The organism is Ruegeria sp. O6 (assembly GCF_056535045.1).
Window position 1 is genome coordinate 259054 of record NZ_JBQERM010000003.1, and the last position, 16424, is coordinate 275477.

Sequence of the window (16424 nt, forward strand, 5' to 3'; positions counted from 1 at the left end):
ATCACAGACCTGCTTCGGCCAACAGTCGTGCACCTTCGTCATAGTATTTTCTGTTTTTGAAACAGCCCGGCCAGGCCCAGCGCTCTGCCGTGAAACCGGGCTGCAATTCCAGGATGCGACGGGCGTGCCGGCGTGCCAGTGACTGGTTGCCAGCGGCGGCGGACAACATGCATAACACAACCCGCGCCCGCACGCTGCCGGGGTCCACTCGCAAGACATTATGCGCGTGCTGCCATGCTGCCTTGTCTCCGGAGAGGGCAAGGGTCATGGACAGGTTCGCCTCGATCCAGATCGGCGGGTGCGGCGTTAACGCGAGGGCCTGCCGATACGTGGCTATTCCGTCCTCAAGCCGGTCATCATACATCAACAAGACACCATAATAGCCCAGCAATTCGGGGCTGCTGTGGAACCTCTCAAGTACCTTGCGCATCAGCTGGCAAGCCTCGGCAGTATGGCCAGCAACACTGTGGGTAAACGCTTCGAGTGCGGCGCAATAAGGATCCGCCGGGTGTTTTTCACGCATGACGGCGCAGTCGGCCTCGACCAGAGCCAGCGTTTTTTCCGGCGAATCTTCCATGCCCAACCGGATCAGATCCAGGCGGCAGAATCCGACAGCGATCCGCGCAGGCAGATAGTCCGGATCGCGCTGCAAACAGACCTCATACTGGCGGATGGCACGAAACAGGCCGTCCTTGGTCGTAAGGCTTTCCTGAATGCGACCATTCTGAAATGCCGTCCAAACTTCGGTGGATGTGGCGCGTGCTGACCAGATGTCGGACCAGTGACCATCCCGCAGCCGTAGTTGAAGCGCTTCGACAACTTTCATTGCGATTTCTTCAACGGCGTCAAACGTATCCTTTTCCCGAAACCGGAAACGTTCGGTCCATAGGCACACCTGATCCACGGTTGATGTTAATTGTGCCGCCACCCGCAGTCCTTCGGCCGCTACCACGCTGCCGCTTAGCATATAGCCGTCGACAGGCCCTTCTTGCCTGCGCGCATCACGCAATTCGATGACATCCGACAACGTACCCAAGAGGAAAAGCAATTCGTCCCGTATCGACGCCGCCGCAACGTTGATATTGTTATCGTCACCAATTACTTCAAACGGCTCGACTACAATTGCAGGTCTCTGATGCCCCCAATGGGATGGAAAGCGCGCGCCAACCGGGACAGGCGCATTTTCATCAAAACCAACGTCCCAATACGCTTGCCGTTCAACTGCCAACCAGTCTTCAAATTCCGGGTCTGCAACATCCAACCCTTCCAGAAGCTCGGCGCGATCCGGTTGAAGCGGTTCATCAAACAAATCAATTTCAAGCGCTTTCAGGTCGATGGAGACATTCTCGCGCCCGATGTCCAAAAACCCCAGACCGAACCCGGCCAGATGCTTGGTCAGGACACTAAGTTCCTTGCGCAACGAGGCCGCACCCTGTGCAGGTGAGCTTTTGCTCCAAAGCTTGTCTTGCAGCCAGGCCCTGCTGCGAACAGCATTCTTAGACAACAACACCAAGGCGAGAAGCGCTTTCGCCTTGGTGCCGCGTGGTGTTGCATCCTGGCCGTCGTTGCAAATCACCTGAAACGGACCGGTCAGGAATATCTTGGTTTTTGCCTTACTCAAATAAACTCCTCAGGCAAGTTCAGATACTGCGATCAGGAACCACAGCCATAAACGACAATGCCACCCATCGCTTCATAGGCCAGCTTGCAGCACCATGACTCGTGATCGGGATTTGGGTCTGGCTCTTTATCGCTCAGATCAGGGATTACGATATGAACCTTGTTCTTGGAATCATAAACAAACTCCACTGCAGGATTACCGACATCAGCAAGGATTTCATGAATCTGTCGCTCAGCCGCGTCGCGACCCTCTTGTGATCCCAGCGCGTTGCTCCGGGCGGCGTTCAGAACTTCACACCCAAGATCCTTAAGTGTGTATTTCGGATTAATAGTCAAACGAGCCATACTAAAAGTCCTTTCTTAACAACCACAACCATTTGTATAACCCGTTACATACCTATCCGGAAACAAAAATGACCGACGCGCTGATTGAACTGGCCGAAAACGCAGGGATTATTTCCGGACCTTCTTTTGCTGAATTTCCCAAAAGTGCTCCGATCCACACCGCCTTTCGCATGATCAATTTGCGAAACGGAACAGTGCCACCCGCTGGCGCAATGAAACATCGCGTGTCCTTTGGCACAGCGCGTAACCGGAACGAAGCCGCGCGGCTTTCGGGATTCGAGGCGATCGAACGTTATGCGCTGCAATACAGCGCGGATTCGCCTGAAACCCGCGAAAGCCTGATTTCATCGGATGGTGCCACGCATGTTCTGCCAAATGATGCCCTTGCTCTGGGTGCGCAGGGCAGCAACGGACAGATCACGTCGAAGGGGGCCGCAGCGGGACCAACGCATGAGGCCGCTGCGCTGTGGGCGGTGCTTGAATGTCTGGAACACGCGCTTGGACCACACGGGTTCGACCAGGTGTTGCCCGAAACAGCGTTGCCGCGCGACGTGACCAGCTGGCTGAACACCTACCTGCGTCATCTGAGCGTTCACGTTCGGATGGTTTCGGGCGTCGGCCTGCTATTGCGTGCGGTCTGCGCCGATGCGGATGGCGGGCGACCAACCTATGGAACGGCTTTTTCCGCCGATCTGACGACAGGTGTCTGGCACGCGGCATGCGAAGCGGTTGTGTCCTGGCGCAACATGGTGACCCTTGACCACACCGGCGTGACAGATGACGCGATGAATGAGGAACAGGCGCGCTTGTTCCGACTGTATCGCGGCGCGCGAACCGATCGCCCGACAACTCCGGCATCCTTTTTCGATGTGGACGCCTGGCAGAGTCCCGACCCGACGCTGATGACTGTATTGACAGCGGCGGCCAACGCTGCCGGTCGCCCGATTGCCATATTCGATATGACCGCGCCGGAAATACCTTTGCCCGTTGTCAAAGCCGTGCCGGTTTGAAACCTTTGTCAGTGACTGAATTGGCGAGTTAGCGCCAGTTTGCCAGAGACCTCGGTTTCAGTCCGGTCCGCAAATTCAGAAATCTGTTTGCATCGTTGGGTTTCCGGCAGTCCACAAACGATGTCGCTTGGATCAACTGGCGGGACTTCAACAAATTCGACCCTTGTGATCGCGCGTGGATTGGCCGTCACTGTTATCAAAGGGCCAACCTCGATCAGGCCGGCAAGCGCATAACCCGACGCAGGCCGTGCGGTCGACCCTGTTCCCATGGTGATATCGTCCAGAAACCGCGGATCATCGTCGCCCGGCCCGAACTCAAGGCGCATGGGCATTCCCGCTTCACCGCGCGGATAACGCACCCAATCTGTCGGCACATTCACCGCATCCACGAAGAGTTCGGACATGTGAAACGCCCGAATATAAAGCCCCAGAGGATTCGCGAACGCCATCGCGCGCCCTGTCGGTGTCGCTGTGCCCCTGGAGAAGGCCAGATCAAGGGCTTCACCCGCCAACCCAGATCCCGCATGGCGACAATACAAATCCTTCCGGTCGGCAAAATGTAACACTTCATCAAGCCGCGCGGGCCTTCTGTTTTCACCATTGCCGACAACATATGGGAATGAGGAAAGATGCATTGTAGCGATCAGGTCGCTCAGGCTGTTCGTTTCTCTGATCATGAACAAAGCATGTTCGATATTCAACGGATGCTCTGGTGGGTGGGCAAAATCTGTTCCCACCAGTCTTTTGTGAAAACGAGCAATGCGTTGAGGCACATCCAATGCGCACCAGTCTGCTCGCGAAACCCCGAACAACTCTTCGCAGGAATATGAACATCTGGATACGGTTTCAACGACCGAAAGGAAGTGATCCAGATCGAACACTGCCATGGTTCTCCACCACTCCATCAGTTCGGTCGTAGCGACAAAGCGCTTCGGCCGCATTTTGCCGTCGGAACCGGGCCGTAAAATCAGCGCATATTCCAGAAATTCATTGTGCAGCTCAGCCCTGCTTGCCCAACCCTGATCCGAAAGACTGGCGGCCAGATCCTCGCCCAGACAATCCCGGGGCTCGCGCGGGTTGGCAGACCATTTGAACCCCGTCGATATCTGACCATCGACGATGTCGTCTGGGTCCATGACCAGGAACGGGCTCACTCCATTGCCATCAAAGAACCCTTCAATTCTCGAGTTCCAGTCCGACAGGGCGGCTTCACTCACCCCCCTATCGGCGCAACCTGGAGATTGAAAAACAGCCATCACCGAACACCGATCTGTATCTGAAACGCAGGGCTGATCTGCCATCAATACTTGCCACGGCAGTTCCAGCCTGGTTCGAGAGATCATCATCGTTGACGGGTACGTAAGCATCATGAAAAATCTCCCTCCGAAAAAATCTGAAACCTCATCCGCCCCAACCTGCCTGCTCTGGCAGGTGGCGGGTCCACCACAATTCAGGCGAACTATTGGCTACGTGGATTTCACTGCCAGAAGACCGTTTTCCCGAGATGCTGAGATGATCGCCGTCAAAAGTCTCCAGCGACACTTTCGATGACGTCGGTGATTTTGCCATATGCTCTGCCAGTATTCCGACCGCGATACGCTCACCCATCCGGATACTGTCGAAATAATCGCTATAGAAATGAACCCCTGCCAGATTGCGCCCAAGTGCAATATTCGCAGCCAGCTTGTTCAGCTCGCCATTCAGCGTCAGGCAGTCTGCACTGTCTTCCGGTCGGGTCGAGTCGATCAGGGTCTTACCCCCCGCAGCTGGCACAAGGACCCGAGGCAGACCAGCCGCAGCCAAAGAAACCCGTAATCCATCCAAAGCGTGCGTTCTGAAGAAAGCCTTGAGCACTGTGACGCATGCCCCGGCAACGGCACCATGAGCCGCCCCATAAGACGGGTGCATTGGCGACCCTTCGGGGTAAGCAACCGGAAGCAGCAAGTTACGGTCATTTCGCGGCAAGCCCTTATGGGAAATGGCGTTATGCGCAAACCGCTTCACCGAAGGCGAAGCGGCGATTGCATCCATAAGGCTGAAACCTTCGCTTGTCGCCGCTTCGAGTTTTCCCAGATGGGTCGCGGCAAAAGGCTCGGCCGCGCCAAGGGTTGCGCCGTGACCGTTCGCCATCAAACTCGTAACACTGCCCAGCTTTTCAGGCCGGGCACGATTGTGCACCTGAAACGTCTGGCGTTTCGCGGCCCTCAGGGCCCGTGCCCCGGCTTCCGTCAACAGGGACAGTACGTGCGCGCCGCCCCAGGCAGAGCCTGGATCACGCACACCGGCATATCCATCCTCGGGCAAACCTTCATCTGTCGGCGTGCCCTGTCCCAGCATCAGCAGGCAGGCATTGAAAAAAGCCTGATAAATTCTGTCAAAATGCACGTAAGAGGCAAGGTCACGCGGTGTTTCAATGAATTTCGTTCCCTCGCTCTCAAAGGCTTGTTCAGCCGTCGTGTCCGCCCCGTTTTGAACGTCCAGCCACTCAGCCCAATCCCGCAGATAGTCCACGCCCGCCGCCTGCGGCTGGATTTTCTGGTCGATCCTCAAAGCGCCGAAGGGAACAGCCCCGACGGCCATTGCCTGCGTCAGCTTTTGCTTTTGTCGGCGCGCTTGATCTGCTGTCAGTGGATCGTGGCCTTGTACCAGGAACTGCGACAGATACGGTCCCTGTGCACAGCCCTGTGAGCAACCGCGAAACAGGGTTTGAGGGGTCAGGCCGCCACCGTCCCGAACCCGCCGCGCCGCCGAAACCTTTCCAATCTCTGCGCCATCAGCGTCCCGAGGGCTGCCATCGCGACGGAACCATTCCATCTGACAAAGGGCACCCGCCACGTTGGCCGCATCACCGGCACCATCCCTGATGGATTCGAACGGCACATCCCGCAGATAGGCCATCGCGTAAATCTCGGCCATCTCCGCCGCCAACTCATCCGATCCAAGCCGGGGCGCGGGTGCAATTCCCACCCCCCCCGCGTCACATCCGTTGAGACCAAGCCGATGGCCCAGGATTGGCCCTTCCCACGCACGCCACCTAAATTCACCACCCTCTGATGGCGCGGTGCGGAAGGGCCCGGAATAGGCTGGCGTGTCGAACAACGCCAACCGATTGCCATGATTGTCGGTGCAGGTCGGATCCGCCACTTCTTCCAGAAACTCGGTATAGACCTGCGCGTCGACAATTCCGTTCACGTCATGACGCAAACCCTTCGAGAAATTCGTGGGCCATGTCCCTTCAAAAAGGTCCGATTCACCGTTGTGATCCTTGAAAACCTCCTGAGTGGAACGCGCCAACACACTCAAACGGCGTCGACCCCGGCCTACCTTTTGATTGGCTTCGTCAGGGTTCTGCCATGGTTCAGACGGAACGGTATGTTGCGACATGATGTTCTCCTCAACGACGAAAGAACGATTCGCATCACGGCGTTACCGGATCGTGACTTCCAAAAAGAGAATGTGTTTTCTATGCTTTTTCAATAAGTTGTTGGGTTCGCACTGGCGCACGGAACGCAATCACGCAAAAACTCGTGACCCGGTTCCACGTTGCAAAGCCAACCGAGCACTTGAACTCCGCTGTAGACTTGCCACGTTCAAATTCTCGTACATCAGGCCAGATGCCACAGGCAAGGCCCGCGATTCTAAGGATATTACGAACTGCATCGGGCCTGAAGAAAGTGAACCCGTACTTACAAATGGTGTATGCAAACCGGTGCGATTCCGTTCTATTTCAAAGAGTTCGGACAGATCTGCAAAAAAAACCAAACTTTGCGGAATTGACCTTGTATTTCCGTTGCTTGCACGGATATACCCGTCGGCGGAGACGTGGCCGAGTGGTCGAAGGCGCTCCCCTGCTAAGGGAGTAGGCCCGGAAGGGTCTCGAGGGTTCGAATCCCTTCGTCTCCGCCATTTACCAAAGTAAAAAATAATCATAAAAAGCAAAAGCTTATTTGAAATCAGACAGTGCGTTTCTGGACTATCGAGCGACGACAGCCCTTAGAAACAACCGCGTTCAGCCGCTGTTGCAACATAGGTTAGTATCAGGGATGCGCCTGACGTTGTCTTCAGAACCTGTACGTTGCGCCCAGCAGCGGGCCGGACTGGTCAAACCTGAAATCATTGCCGTTGATCTCATGATCGAAGGAAATATACCGGTAGCCGCCGCGGATCAGCCATCTGTCATTGATTTCATAATCTGCAGTCAGCAAAACTTGCCAGGTTTCGCTACCGCTCCGAAACCCGCCATAATCCACGAACCCGCTCCCTGACCATTTGTCAGATATCCGAACTCTTGCACGGGCAGCGACGACCGGATCAGTCCAGTTGTCGTCGGTCGTCACACTTCGCCCAGCAGCGACCCCAGGTTGCAATCGGAACGTGGTTTCCGTGCTGAACCACCTGAACCCGCCTGCTAAGGCCACGCTGATCGCGGGTGTCTCATAAACATGGTAACCGACATAGCCGCTGAGAAACTGCGTGGTGGCAGAGGTATCCAAACTCGAAAACGCCGGGCCGGGAGTTGAGTTACTAAACGCCAAATCGGTGTAGTTGTAATCCGCAAGCAACAACCAGCGCCCGTTAGACGCGGAAATACTGCCCATAAACGCAAAATCCAGGTTTTCGAGAGCGTCTGAAAAACTCAACGTGCCGTCGATTGTTCCACTTGGTGTTGCAAGAGAAATGTCCGTTTCGGCCATGAACAGATAAGCTGTGCCCGAAAAAGACCAATCAGATTGCTGGGCTGAAACAGGTGGCGCGATCAGTAACGCAACCGCAATCGCCAAGTTTTGCACCTTGCTTTTCATCAGTGACCTCGTTGCTAAAATTTATATTGCATTTCCTGCATGCTTCACGGTTACACAATTTGTAAACGTTTCCAATATCTCGATCGCTGTAGTGTTGTCGCGTTCCCTATCGAAATAGGGATGAATCCACACCAGAAATGCCAAAGGATCCTATTGTCTGACCCCCGAATTAATCGTGTGAAGGACAAACCCCAGATTGAATGAACATTCGTTATTGGTTCGGAGCAACAGACGCGGTCAACAATTGCTTGGAATACTCGTGGCTTGGGTTCCCCAAACGCAAAGTTTCCGAGGACATGACCTCAACAATTTCACCATTCCTCATAACCGCCAACTGCTCGCACATATGTGCGATAACCGGAAGATCGTGAGACACCATCAGATAGGTCAATCCGCGCTGTTTGCGCAGGTCAGTCAACAGGTTGAGAACCTCGGCCTGAACGCTGACATCCAAAGCTGACGTGGGTTCGTCTAAAAGCAAGATATCCGGCTCACCTGCCAAGGCCCTTGCGATTGCCACGCGTTGTCGTTGACCACCGGAAAGCTGGTGTGGATACCGGAACCGGAATCTTTGCCCAAGTCCGACGTCGTTGAGCAAATCGCTCACGCGTTTATCGATATCCCCAAACCCATGCAGATGAATAGTTTCACTGAGGACCTGATCAACAGTGTGCCGCGGATGCAAAGAGGCGTAGGGGTCTTGAAACACCATTTGGACGGTTCGAAAGAATGATCGATCCCGCCGGGACCCGGATATCGCGTGGCCTTCTACGCGGATTGTGCCCGACCATTGCGGCGCAAGTCCGGTTATTGCCCTCAGAATTGTCGACTTGCCGGACCCGCTTTCGCCCACAAGGCCAAAACTCTCGCCTTGAGCGACTTCAAGGTTTGCGTCTTTCACCGCATCGACCCGGTCGTGTGCATGACCAAACCAGACATTCAGATGGTTGATTTCCAGTGCCTTCATTTCAGCCCCTCACGCTCGGGGCTTCGGACCACGACGGATCGCGTGTGAGAACACTCAGGTGAGTGCATTTTTCGTCAAGGCGCGGCAGCGAGTTCAGCAAGCCCTGGGTATAGGGATGTTGGGCCTGATGCAGCTTGTCAGCCTCGCAAACCTCGACGATCCGACCTGAATACATGATGAGGACACGGTCGCAGAATTCAGACACCAGATTCAGGTCGTGGCTGATGAATATCAGACCCATCCCCCGCTCCTTGACCAATCCATCCATGATGTTCAGCACCTGCCGCTGAACGCTGACATCAAGCGCCGAAGTTGGTTCATCGGCAATCAGTATCTTGGGATTGGGAATCAACATCATCGCAATCATAATGCGCTGCCCCATACCCCCAGACACCTCATGCGGGTACGTTCGCATCACCCGCTCAGGATCACGGATTGAGACGTTATCCAACATCTCGATAGCCATCTTCTTAGCATGGGCCTTCGAGCCGGAATTGTGCTGAAGGTATGCTTCCATGAGTTGCTCGCCAACGGTGACCACCGGGTTCAGAGAAAACTTGGGGTCCTGCATCACCATGGAGATCTGCTTCCCTCGCACCTCACGCATCTCGCGCTCGCTGAGCTTCATCAGGTCTCGGCCTTCCAAATTGATGTGTTTGGCCTCCACGATACCCGGATTTCGGATCAGGCGCAGAATGGCCCGTCCCGTCATCGACTTGCCCGAGCCGCTTTCGCCGACGATCCCCAGACGCTCGCGCCCCAGCGAAAACGACACGCCCCGCACGGCGTCAAACACGCCCTGACGGGTTGGGAAACGAACCCACAGATCTTCGATGTCGAGTAAGTTCATTGCCCACCGTCCTTTGGATCAAGCGCGTCCCGCAGCCCGTCACCCAACAGGTTGAAAGCCAGCGAAACCGTGAAAATTGCGAGCCCCGGCACCGTGGCCACCCACCAGTGATCAAGGATGAACCTTCGACCCTCGGATATCATGGCACCCCATTCCGGGCTTGGAGGTTGTGCCCCCAACCCCAGAAAACCAAGACCGGCTGCAGCCAAAATGATCCCGGCCATATCCAGCGTGACCCGCACGATCAAAGATGAGATGCAAAGCGGCCAGATATGCCGGGTGATGATCCGCAATGGCCCGGCACCCTGAAGGCGGATCGCGTTGATATAGTCGGTTGACCGGATGGTCAGGGTTTCTGCACGCGCCATACGCGCATAGGGCGGCCACGCCGTGAGTGAGATCGCCAGAACCGCGTTTTCAATCCCTGCCCCAAGCGCCGCGACAAATGCCAGCGCCAGAACAAGTCGTGGAAAAGCGAGGAAAATATCCGTGATGCGCATTAGGATCACATCCGTCCATCCCCCCACATATCCCGCAACCGTCCCGACCAGAAGCCCCGCAATCGGTGCGATGAGCGCCACAAGAGCTACGATGTACAGTGTAATTCGCGCCCCAAAGATCAGGCGTGACAGAATATCCCGCCCCAGGCTGTCGGTTCCCAACAGGTGCCCTTCAGCCCCGATGGGGAGAAGTCGGCTGGACAGGCTCTGAACAAAGGGATCGTGCGGCGCGAGAAAAGGCGCAAAGACCGCTGTCAGAACAAGGACGACAAGAATCGCCAACCCGACCATTGCCATCGAGTTTGATCGCAAAGTCAGCCAGCCTTTGTAGAAGCTGGCCAATCTGGCATGGCGGCGCGAAGTCGGCTCGTCGGTCAGCAGCCACTGGCGCAAGGTCATGTCGCTCATTTCGACCTCGGATCAAAGAAACGGTAAAGAAGGTCCGAGAATATGTTCAGGCAGATAAAGATCAGCCCGACCACAACGGTTCCTCCAAGAACGGCATTCATATCGGCGCTCAGCAAAGCCGTCGTGATATAGCTGCCGATCCCCGGCCAGCTAAAGATGATCTCGGTCAGAACTGACCCTTCCAACAAGTTGGCATAGCTTAGTGCGATCACTGTGATCAGCTGCACCCGGATATTTTTGAAGGCGTGGCGCCAGATAACTTGTCTTTCAGACAGCCCTTTAACGCGAGCGGTGATGACATACTCGGCCGACAACTGCTCCAGCATGAAGGATCGGGTCATCCGGCTGATATAGGCAAGCGAATAGTACCCCAGCAAAGCTGCGGGCAGGATGATATGGGACAACGCATTGCGGAAGACATCCCAATCCTGAGCCAAGGCACTGTCTAGCAAGATCAGCCCTGTTCGCGTGGGAACAAGGTCTTCATAGAAGATATCCAGGCGGCCCGGGCCACCAACCCAGCCGAGTATCCCGTAGAAGACCAGAAGCCCCATGAGCCCCAGCCAGAAGATTGGCATTGAATACCCGACAAGCGCGACCACACGGGCGATCTGATCGATCCATGATCCGCGCTTGACTGCGGCGATCACACCAAGCGGAACACCCAGAAATATTCCAATCAGAACGCCCAAAGTCGCCAATTCCAGCGTGGCAGGGAAGACGCGGGCAATATCCTGAGAAACCGGGCGGGCATTCAGAAGTGAATCGCCAAAATCGCCGTGCAGAACATCCCAAAGGTAATATCCAAATTGAACCAACAGCGGTTTATCAAGACCAAGCTGTTGATAGACCGCATCATAAGTCGATTGCGATGCGCGTTCGCCTACGATCGCCAGCACCGGGTCGATCGGCATCACGCGACCGATGATGAAGGTCACAAAAAGCAGACCCAGCATTGTAATTGCGATGGTGCCAAGAGTTTTCAGGATACTCTTGATCCAATGGATAAGAGGCGCCGAGCGGCGCCCCTCAGTTGGTCTTTCGGCCAGTGCCATTTACTTGGTCACCTGCCAATACGACGCCGAAGTGATCGCCTGACCGGTTGAGAAATTCGTCACGTTTTCACGCAGGGCCGATTGCTCAATCTGCTGGAACATGATGACAAATGGCGAAGTCTCGCGGAACTCGGCCTGGATTTCCTTGTACATGTCAGCCCGTTTCGCGGTGTCGTTTTCGACAACAGCCGCATCCGTTTTCTCGGTCAGCCCGCCGGTATCCCAAGAATTCCGCCAAGCCAGCAATCCTGTGGCATTGGCTTCGTCCGAATTATCCGGGTTATAGGCAAAGGTACCTGCGTTCGTCTGCGGGTCGGGATAGTCCGGCCCCCATGCGCCAAGGTAAACATCCAGTTCCCGCGCACGATACCGCGCCAAAATTTGTTTGGCGGTCCCCACGGTGATGTTCATCGTGATGCCAACCTGACTCAGCGCATTCTGTAGCGACTGGGCGATTTCGATCCGTTCCTGCGCTTCACGCACACCTACTTCAATCTCAAGCCCGCTTACACCTGCTTCATCCAGCAGGGCCTTGGCCTTTTCCACATCAAAGCTAAACGGCGTCTCGTCAGAGGCACCGAGATAGGTTTGGGGCAGGAAATTCTGGTGGATCGTGTATTGCCCTTTCAGGAAGCTGTCGCGCATCCCTTCATAGTCAACCAGATACTTGAACGCCTGCCGAACCTGAGGCTTGCTCAGCTCGGGATGTTTCTGGCTCAGCGAAACATACATCAGGCGGCCCTTAAGCTCGTCTGCAATCTTTACGCCGGCAACAGATGAAGCGCCGGCAACATCTTCTGGATTCAGGTTGCGCGCGACATCGATATCACCACGTTCCAGCAACAGGCGCTGGCTGGCGCTTTCCTGAACGTGGCGGACAACCACACGCTCCATGGCCGGAGCACCCAAATAGAAAGCGGGGTTCGACTTCAGTGTTACGCTTTCATTGGGTTTCCAGCTGACCAGGCTATAAGCCCCAGATCCAGCAGTATTGGTCTTGAGCCATTCATTACCCAAGTCGCCATCCTTGTCGTGTTCCATCACCGTCTTCTTATCGACAATGCCGCCGATGGTAGCGGTCAGACAGTTCAGAACGAAGGATGTCGCATAGGGTTTGTCCGTCGTGATCGTCAGAGTGTTGCCGTCCGCGACAATCGTTTGTTCGACATTTTCCGGCGTGAACCCAAACTGAGTCAGGATAAAGGCCGGGGTCTTGTTTAGAATGATCGCCCGACGCAGTGAAAATTCAACATCTTCTGCCGTCACCGGATTACCAGAGTGAAAGGTCAACCCTTCCCTGATATTGAAGGTAATCGATTTGCCGTCTTCAGACACATCCCAACTTTCAGCGATGTCGGGCTGATAGCCAGCATCCAGATTGAGCGGGTCGAAGTTCACCAGCTTCTGATAGACATTCCGGCTGACATCCGAACCCGCAAACTCAAAGCTTTCGGCCGGGTCCAACGTCGTGATGTCGTCGATACGATGCGCGATAACCAGCATGTTCGGCGGCGTTTCGGCCATTGCCGAAGTCGAGGTCACGGCCAGCGCCAATCCTAGCGCCGCACCGGTAAGCAATCTGTTAAATGCGTTCATTTTGTCCTCTCTGTCATCAAGTCTTCACTAACGGTTACGAGCCCCAGGTCTTCTCAAGAACACGCAACCAGTTTTCGTGGCAGAGCTTCTTGATGAGCTCTTCGCCGTATCCATGGGTCACCATGGCATCTCTCAATCGAGGCAGCATCGAGATGTCCTTCACGTCGTCCGGCACGACCGCCCCGTCATAATCGGACCCAAGCCCGACCCGGTCTTCACCCATTATCCCGATCAGGTGGTCAAGGTGCTTCAGAACCTGCATCAACGGCACATCGGACAGCATCCGACCATCCTCACGCAGAAACGCAGTGGCAAAGTTCAACCCGACCATCCCGTCGCTTTCCGCGATGGTGCGAAGCTGATCATCGGTCAGATTTCGCGCGTGCGGACAGATGGCGTGGGCATTCGAATGCGTTGCGACCAAAGGCGCATCCGAATACCGCGCTACATCCCAGAAACCTTTTTCATTGAGGTGGGACAAATCCAACATGATACCCAGCGCATTGCATCGCTGCACAAGCCGCAGTCCATGATCCGTCAATCCAAGGCCAGTGTCCGGCCCCGATGGATATCTAAACGGCACACCATGGCCAAAAATGTTGGGTCGGCTCCACACGGGCCCCAATGATCGCAACCCCGCCGCATGAAACACGTCAAGCGAATGCAGATCGGCATCAATCGGCTCGGCGCCCTCGATGTGAAAAATGGCCGCAATCTGGCCTAGCGCCATGCTGTTTCGAATATCCGAAACTGATCGAACCACTTTCAACGCCCCCAAACGTTCCAGTTCCAGCAGTATGGCAATCTGCCCCAGCGCTGAGGGCAGAGCATCTTCGGCGTCTATATGATTGGGAAGCGGCAGGTCATAGCTAGGCTGGACCATTTCTTCCATTTTAGCATCGGCATCGATAGGCGAAGGGACCCAGACGGCAAAGAAGCCTCCGCCAAATCCACCGGCCTTGGATTTAACAGAGTCGATTGCACCTTCGAGCCCGGTCAGGAAGCGGCCCGCTTCGGGCAGACCGCCTGACGAGGCCAGTTTTGACAGAACATCATTGTGCCCATCAAAGATAAGAGGGGAGGTGCTCAAACTCGTTTTTCCCAGGTTAGTGTCATTTCGACACACGCTAACAGACGCAATCATCATGATTGCAAAAAATCTTGATGAGTTTTACTCATAGAGCTAGTCGGAATCATGCGGGCGCCCAGCGATGAAGAAACCTCGCAACTGGCATTCTCTGCCGGAATACCAGGCGCTCCGTGCGCTCATGCAGTCTGGAACAACGGCCGCTGCCGCACGACAGCTCGGCTTATCTCAGTCCGCGGTCAGTCGCTCGGTCAGCAGCTTAGAGGATCGACTGGGCAGAACACTGTTCGAACGGGATGCAGGCAGATTGCGACCGACGCAAGAAGCCGTAAGGCTGAATATGCGATTGGATCCTTTGTTCGAGGCATTGGACAGGATCGATGGTCCGGGCGAAACTGTGCAGGAAACACTGCGCCTCGTTGCACCGCCCAGCTATGCTCATCGATACATCGTTTCCCTCATCGCCAGTTTCATTCGCGGGAATCCCGGTTTTTTCGTGAACCTTGAGGTGACAACGTCGGATATGGTCACGCTTGGCGTGCTTGAGAACCGATTTGATCTTGCCGTGACCGGGATTGAACAAAGCCGCGCTGGCATCAAACTTATACCATTTCGCGAGTCACCAGCCGTTTGCGTCATGCGACCCGAACATCCTCTGTCTGAACGCACCGTTCTGACGCCTTCAGACTTGCATGAGCAAGAGCTGATCGCGCTGACGTATCGACATGGGCGGCGCGGGCAGCTGGACCGGTTGCTTCATCAAGTGCGCGCTAAACCGAGGATCGTTGCCGAAGTTTCAACCTCATTCGCCGCTGCCGACATGGCGCGCGAAGGATTGGGGCTGTCTGTTATCAATCCCTTTCCCGTCTACCATTACCGATCTCCCGACCTGGCATTTGTCCGATTTGAATCTCTTATGCGGTACCGGGGCCATTTTGTGGTCTCTGATCAAAAACCGGTTCCAAGGATCGCACGGGCATTCATGCGGCATCTGCGATTGAATACCCCTCCGGACCCTTTCTCTGACCCGAGGTAATGAAATCTTTCCAAAGGTCTTCAATGGCAATACGCCATGTGACCGCCCAACAGGGAAGATTTTGGAGGAGGGTCGAGGTACGGACCTGTCATGGCTACGTGCACAGTTTGGTATGAGTAACGTCCGCAAACGTGGGTTTCTTCGTCCTTATGTATCTCAGGCCGTATCACCCGGTATGCGGTTCGTTCATAAGGCTCGTTAGAATCTCCGCCCAAAACCCGCTTCTGATTTCCCTACGTTTCCAGGCGAAGCTGGCGTATCATTCTCTCGCTCAAATCTTAGGAAGGAATACCTAGATGGCGGATTGTGCGAAACTGCACCCCGGCGAAACCTATTCCGGGAAACAGGGGTTCGATTACTTCGAAGGCATCGCCAGACAGACGGTAGGAAGCCAAGCTATCTGCATGCATCTGCTCACGGTCCCGCCCGGAGGGCGCGCCAGGGCGCATAAACATGAGACACATGAAACCGCGATTTATGTGATTTCCGGGTCTGCTAAGATGTATTGGGGCGACAGGCTAGAACACGTTATGGAAACGCAAGCAGGAGACCTGATCTATATACCATCAAACACTCCGCACCTTCCGTTCAACGATGGGAATGAACCCGCAGTTGCAGTTATCGCACGCACGGACCCGAACGAACAGGAAAGCGTTGTTCTGATGCCGGAACTTGAAGACCTTGTACCAGGGTGACGCAAAATACCGTTGGGGACCAGCAGCGTATTTTTTAGTCCCTAATGCTTCCAGAGAGCTTCCAGTTGTGCAGTGGCCCTGAACGCAGAAAGCGCCCCTTGGGGCGCTAAGTGTTTGATATCTAACTAGGAAGTATTGGTTGCGGGAGCAGGATTTGGCCTTTGCCGAACGTCTGTGGAACTAAGAATCTAGTAGGCCAATTTTACACATGCCCTAGCTGCTTAAATTAATGACCGCGTTGGGAGGGATGGCAGACCCAGAGTTGAAAAGCGCTGAAGATGTCTTGCGGATTTTCCCGCAATTGGCACGCTTGTGCCGGAAGGCTGCAGACAGCCAGAAGCAGACATGCCTAAATTGAAGTCTGGGCGGGAAGCTGACTTTCGCTGCATATGCGAGAGCAACTCTACCAATCTGTGAAAGCGGTCATTTACAGTCAGATATGCGATACACGCC

General features: G+C 55.1%; 14 protein-coding genes and 1 tRNA gene. 4 read left to right on the forward strand and 11 right to left on the reverse strand.

Going from position 1 to position 16424, the window contains the following annotated elements:
• Window position 1 precedes the first annotated feature (1 nt).
• Entirely contained in the window at window positions 2-1621 is a 1620-nt protein-coding gene (locus ACR0DY_RS06605) for a hypothetical protein (RefSeq protein ID WP_480482960.1), read from the reverse strand.
• Between the two features lie 32 nt (window positions 1622-1653).
• Window positions 1654-1965: a hypothetical protein gene (locus tag ACR0DY_RS06610; protein WP_480482958.1), complete on the reverse strand. Its 312-nt coding sequence runs from the start codon at window positions 1963-1965 to the stop codon at window positions 1654-1656.
• 68 nt (window positions 1966-2033) lie between these two features.
• Here ACR0DY_RS06610 and ACR0DY_RS06615 point away from each other — a divergent pair, with 68 nt between their 5' ends.
• Window positions 2034-2975 (forward strand): YcaO-like family protein, encoded by a 942-nt coding sequence (locus tag ACR0DY_RS06615; protein WP_480482956.1) that lies wholly within the window; start codon window positions 2034-2036, stop codon window positions 2973-2975.
• Between the two features lie 8 nt (window positions 2976-2983).
• On the opposite strand, the gene ACR0DY_RS06620 is transcribed toward ACR0DY_RS06615, so the two are convergent.
• Together ACR0DY_RS06620 and ACR0DY_RS06625 are read right to left on the reverse strand one after the other, a co-directional pair.
• Window positions 2984-4345 (reverse strand): hypothetical protein, encoded by a 1362-nt coding sequence (locus tag ACR0DY_RS06620; protein ID WP_480545832.1) that lies wholly within the window; start codon window positions 4343-4345, stop codon window positions 2984-2986.
• A 31-nt stretch (window positions 4346-4376) separates the two neighbouring features.
• Window positions 4377-6359, reverse strand: coding sequence for a phosphatase PAP2 family protein (locus ACR0DY_RS06625; protein ID WP_480482952.1), 1983 nt, complete (start codon window positions 6357-6359; stop codon window positions 4377-4379).
• Window positions 6360-6791: 432 nt separating this feature from the next.
• On the opposite strand from ACR0DY_RS06625, the gene ACR0DY_RS06630 reads away from it, so the two are divergent.
• Window positions 6792-6881, forward strand: a tRNA-Ser gene (locus tag ACR0DY_RS06630).
• Window positions 6882-7036: 155 nt separating this feature from the next.
• Here ACR0DY_RS06630 and ACR0DY_RS06635 read toward each other — a convergent pair.
• The 7 genes from ACR0DY_RS06635 to ACR0DY_RS06665 all read right to left on the reverse strand — a co-directional run bounded on the left by ACR0DY_RS06635 (window position 7037) and on the right by ACR0DY_RS06665 (window position 14243).
• Window positions 7037-7777 carry an outer membrane protein gene (locus ACR0DY_RS06635; protein WP_480482950.1) on the reverse strand — a complete coding sequence of 247 codons (741 nt, stop codon included), beginning with the start codon at window positions 7775-7777 and terminating at the stop codon, window positions 7037-7039.
• A gap of 211 nt (window positions 7778-7988) precedes the next feature.
• Window positions 7989-8744 carry an ABC transporter ATP-binding protein gene (locus ACR0DY_RS06640; RefSeq protein WP_209598733.1) on the reverse strand — a complete coding sequence of 252 codons (756 nt, stop codon included), beginning with the start codon at window positions 8742-8744 and terminating at the stop codon, window positions 7989-7991.
• Between the two features lies 1 nt (window position 8745).
• Window positions 8746-9594: an ABC transporter ATP-binding protein gene (locus tag ACR0DY_RS06645; RefSeq protein ID WP_209598734.1), complete on the reverse strand. Its 849-nt coding sequence runs from the start codon at window positions 9592-9594 to the stop codon at window positions 8746-8748.
• Entirely contained in the window at window positions 9591-10502 is a 912-nt protein-coding gene (locus tag ACR0DY_RS06650) for an ABC transporter permease (RefSeq protein WP_480545830.1), read from the reverse strand. Before ACR0DY_RS06650 ends, ACR0DY_RS06645 begins: the two co-directional genes overlap by 4 nt.
• Window positions 10499-11557, reverse strand: coding sequence for an ABC transporter permease (locus ACR0DY_RS06655; protein ID WP_480486517.1), 1059 nt, complete (start codon window positions 11555-11557; stop codon window positions 10499-10501). The genes ACR0DY_RS06650 and ACR0DY_RS06655 overlap by 4 nt, the downstream gene beginning before the upstream one ends.
• Entirely contained in the window at window positions 11558-13153 is a 1596-nt protein-coding gene (locus ACR0DY_RS06660) for an ABC transporter substrate-binding protein (RefSeq protein ID WP_480486515.1), read from the reverse strand.
• Window positions 13154-13187: 34 nt separating this feature from the next.
• Complete coding sequence (locus ACR0DY_RS06665) at window positions 13188-14243, reverse strand: dipeptidase (protein ID WP_480486513.1); 1056 nt, start codon at window positions 14241-14243, stop codon at window positions 13188-13190.
• 121 nt (window positions 14244-14364) lie between these two features.
• Between ACR0DY_RS06665 and ACR0DY_RS06670 the strand changes: the two genes are divergently transcribed.
• Window positions 14365-15276 carry a LysR family transcriptional regulator gene (locus ACR0DY_RS06670; protein ID WP_480545829.1) on the forward strand — a complete coding sequence of 304 codons (912 nt, stop codon included), beginning with the start codon at window positions 14365-14367 and terminating at the stop codon, window positions 15274-15276.
• Between the two features lie 296 nt (window positions 15277-15572).
• Window positions 15573-15971: a cupin domain-containing protein gene (locus ACR0DY_RS06675; RefSeq protein WP_480482942.1), complete on the forward strand. Its 399-nt coding sequence runs from the start codon at window positions 15573-15575 to the stop codon at window positions 15969-15971.
• Window positions 15972-16424: the final 453 nt, after the last annotated feature.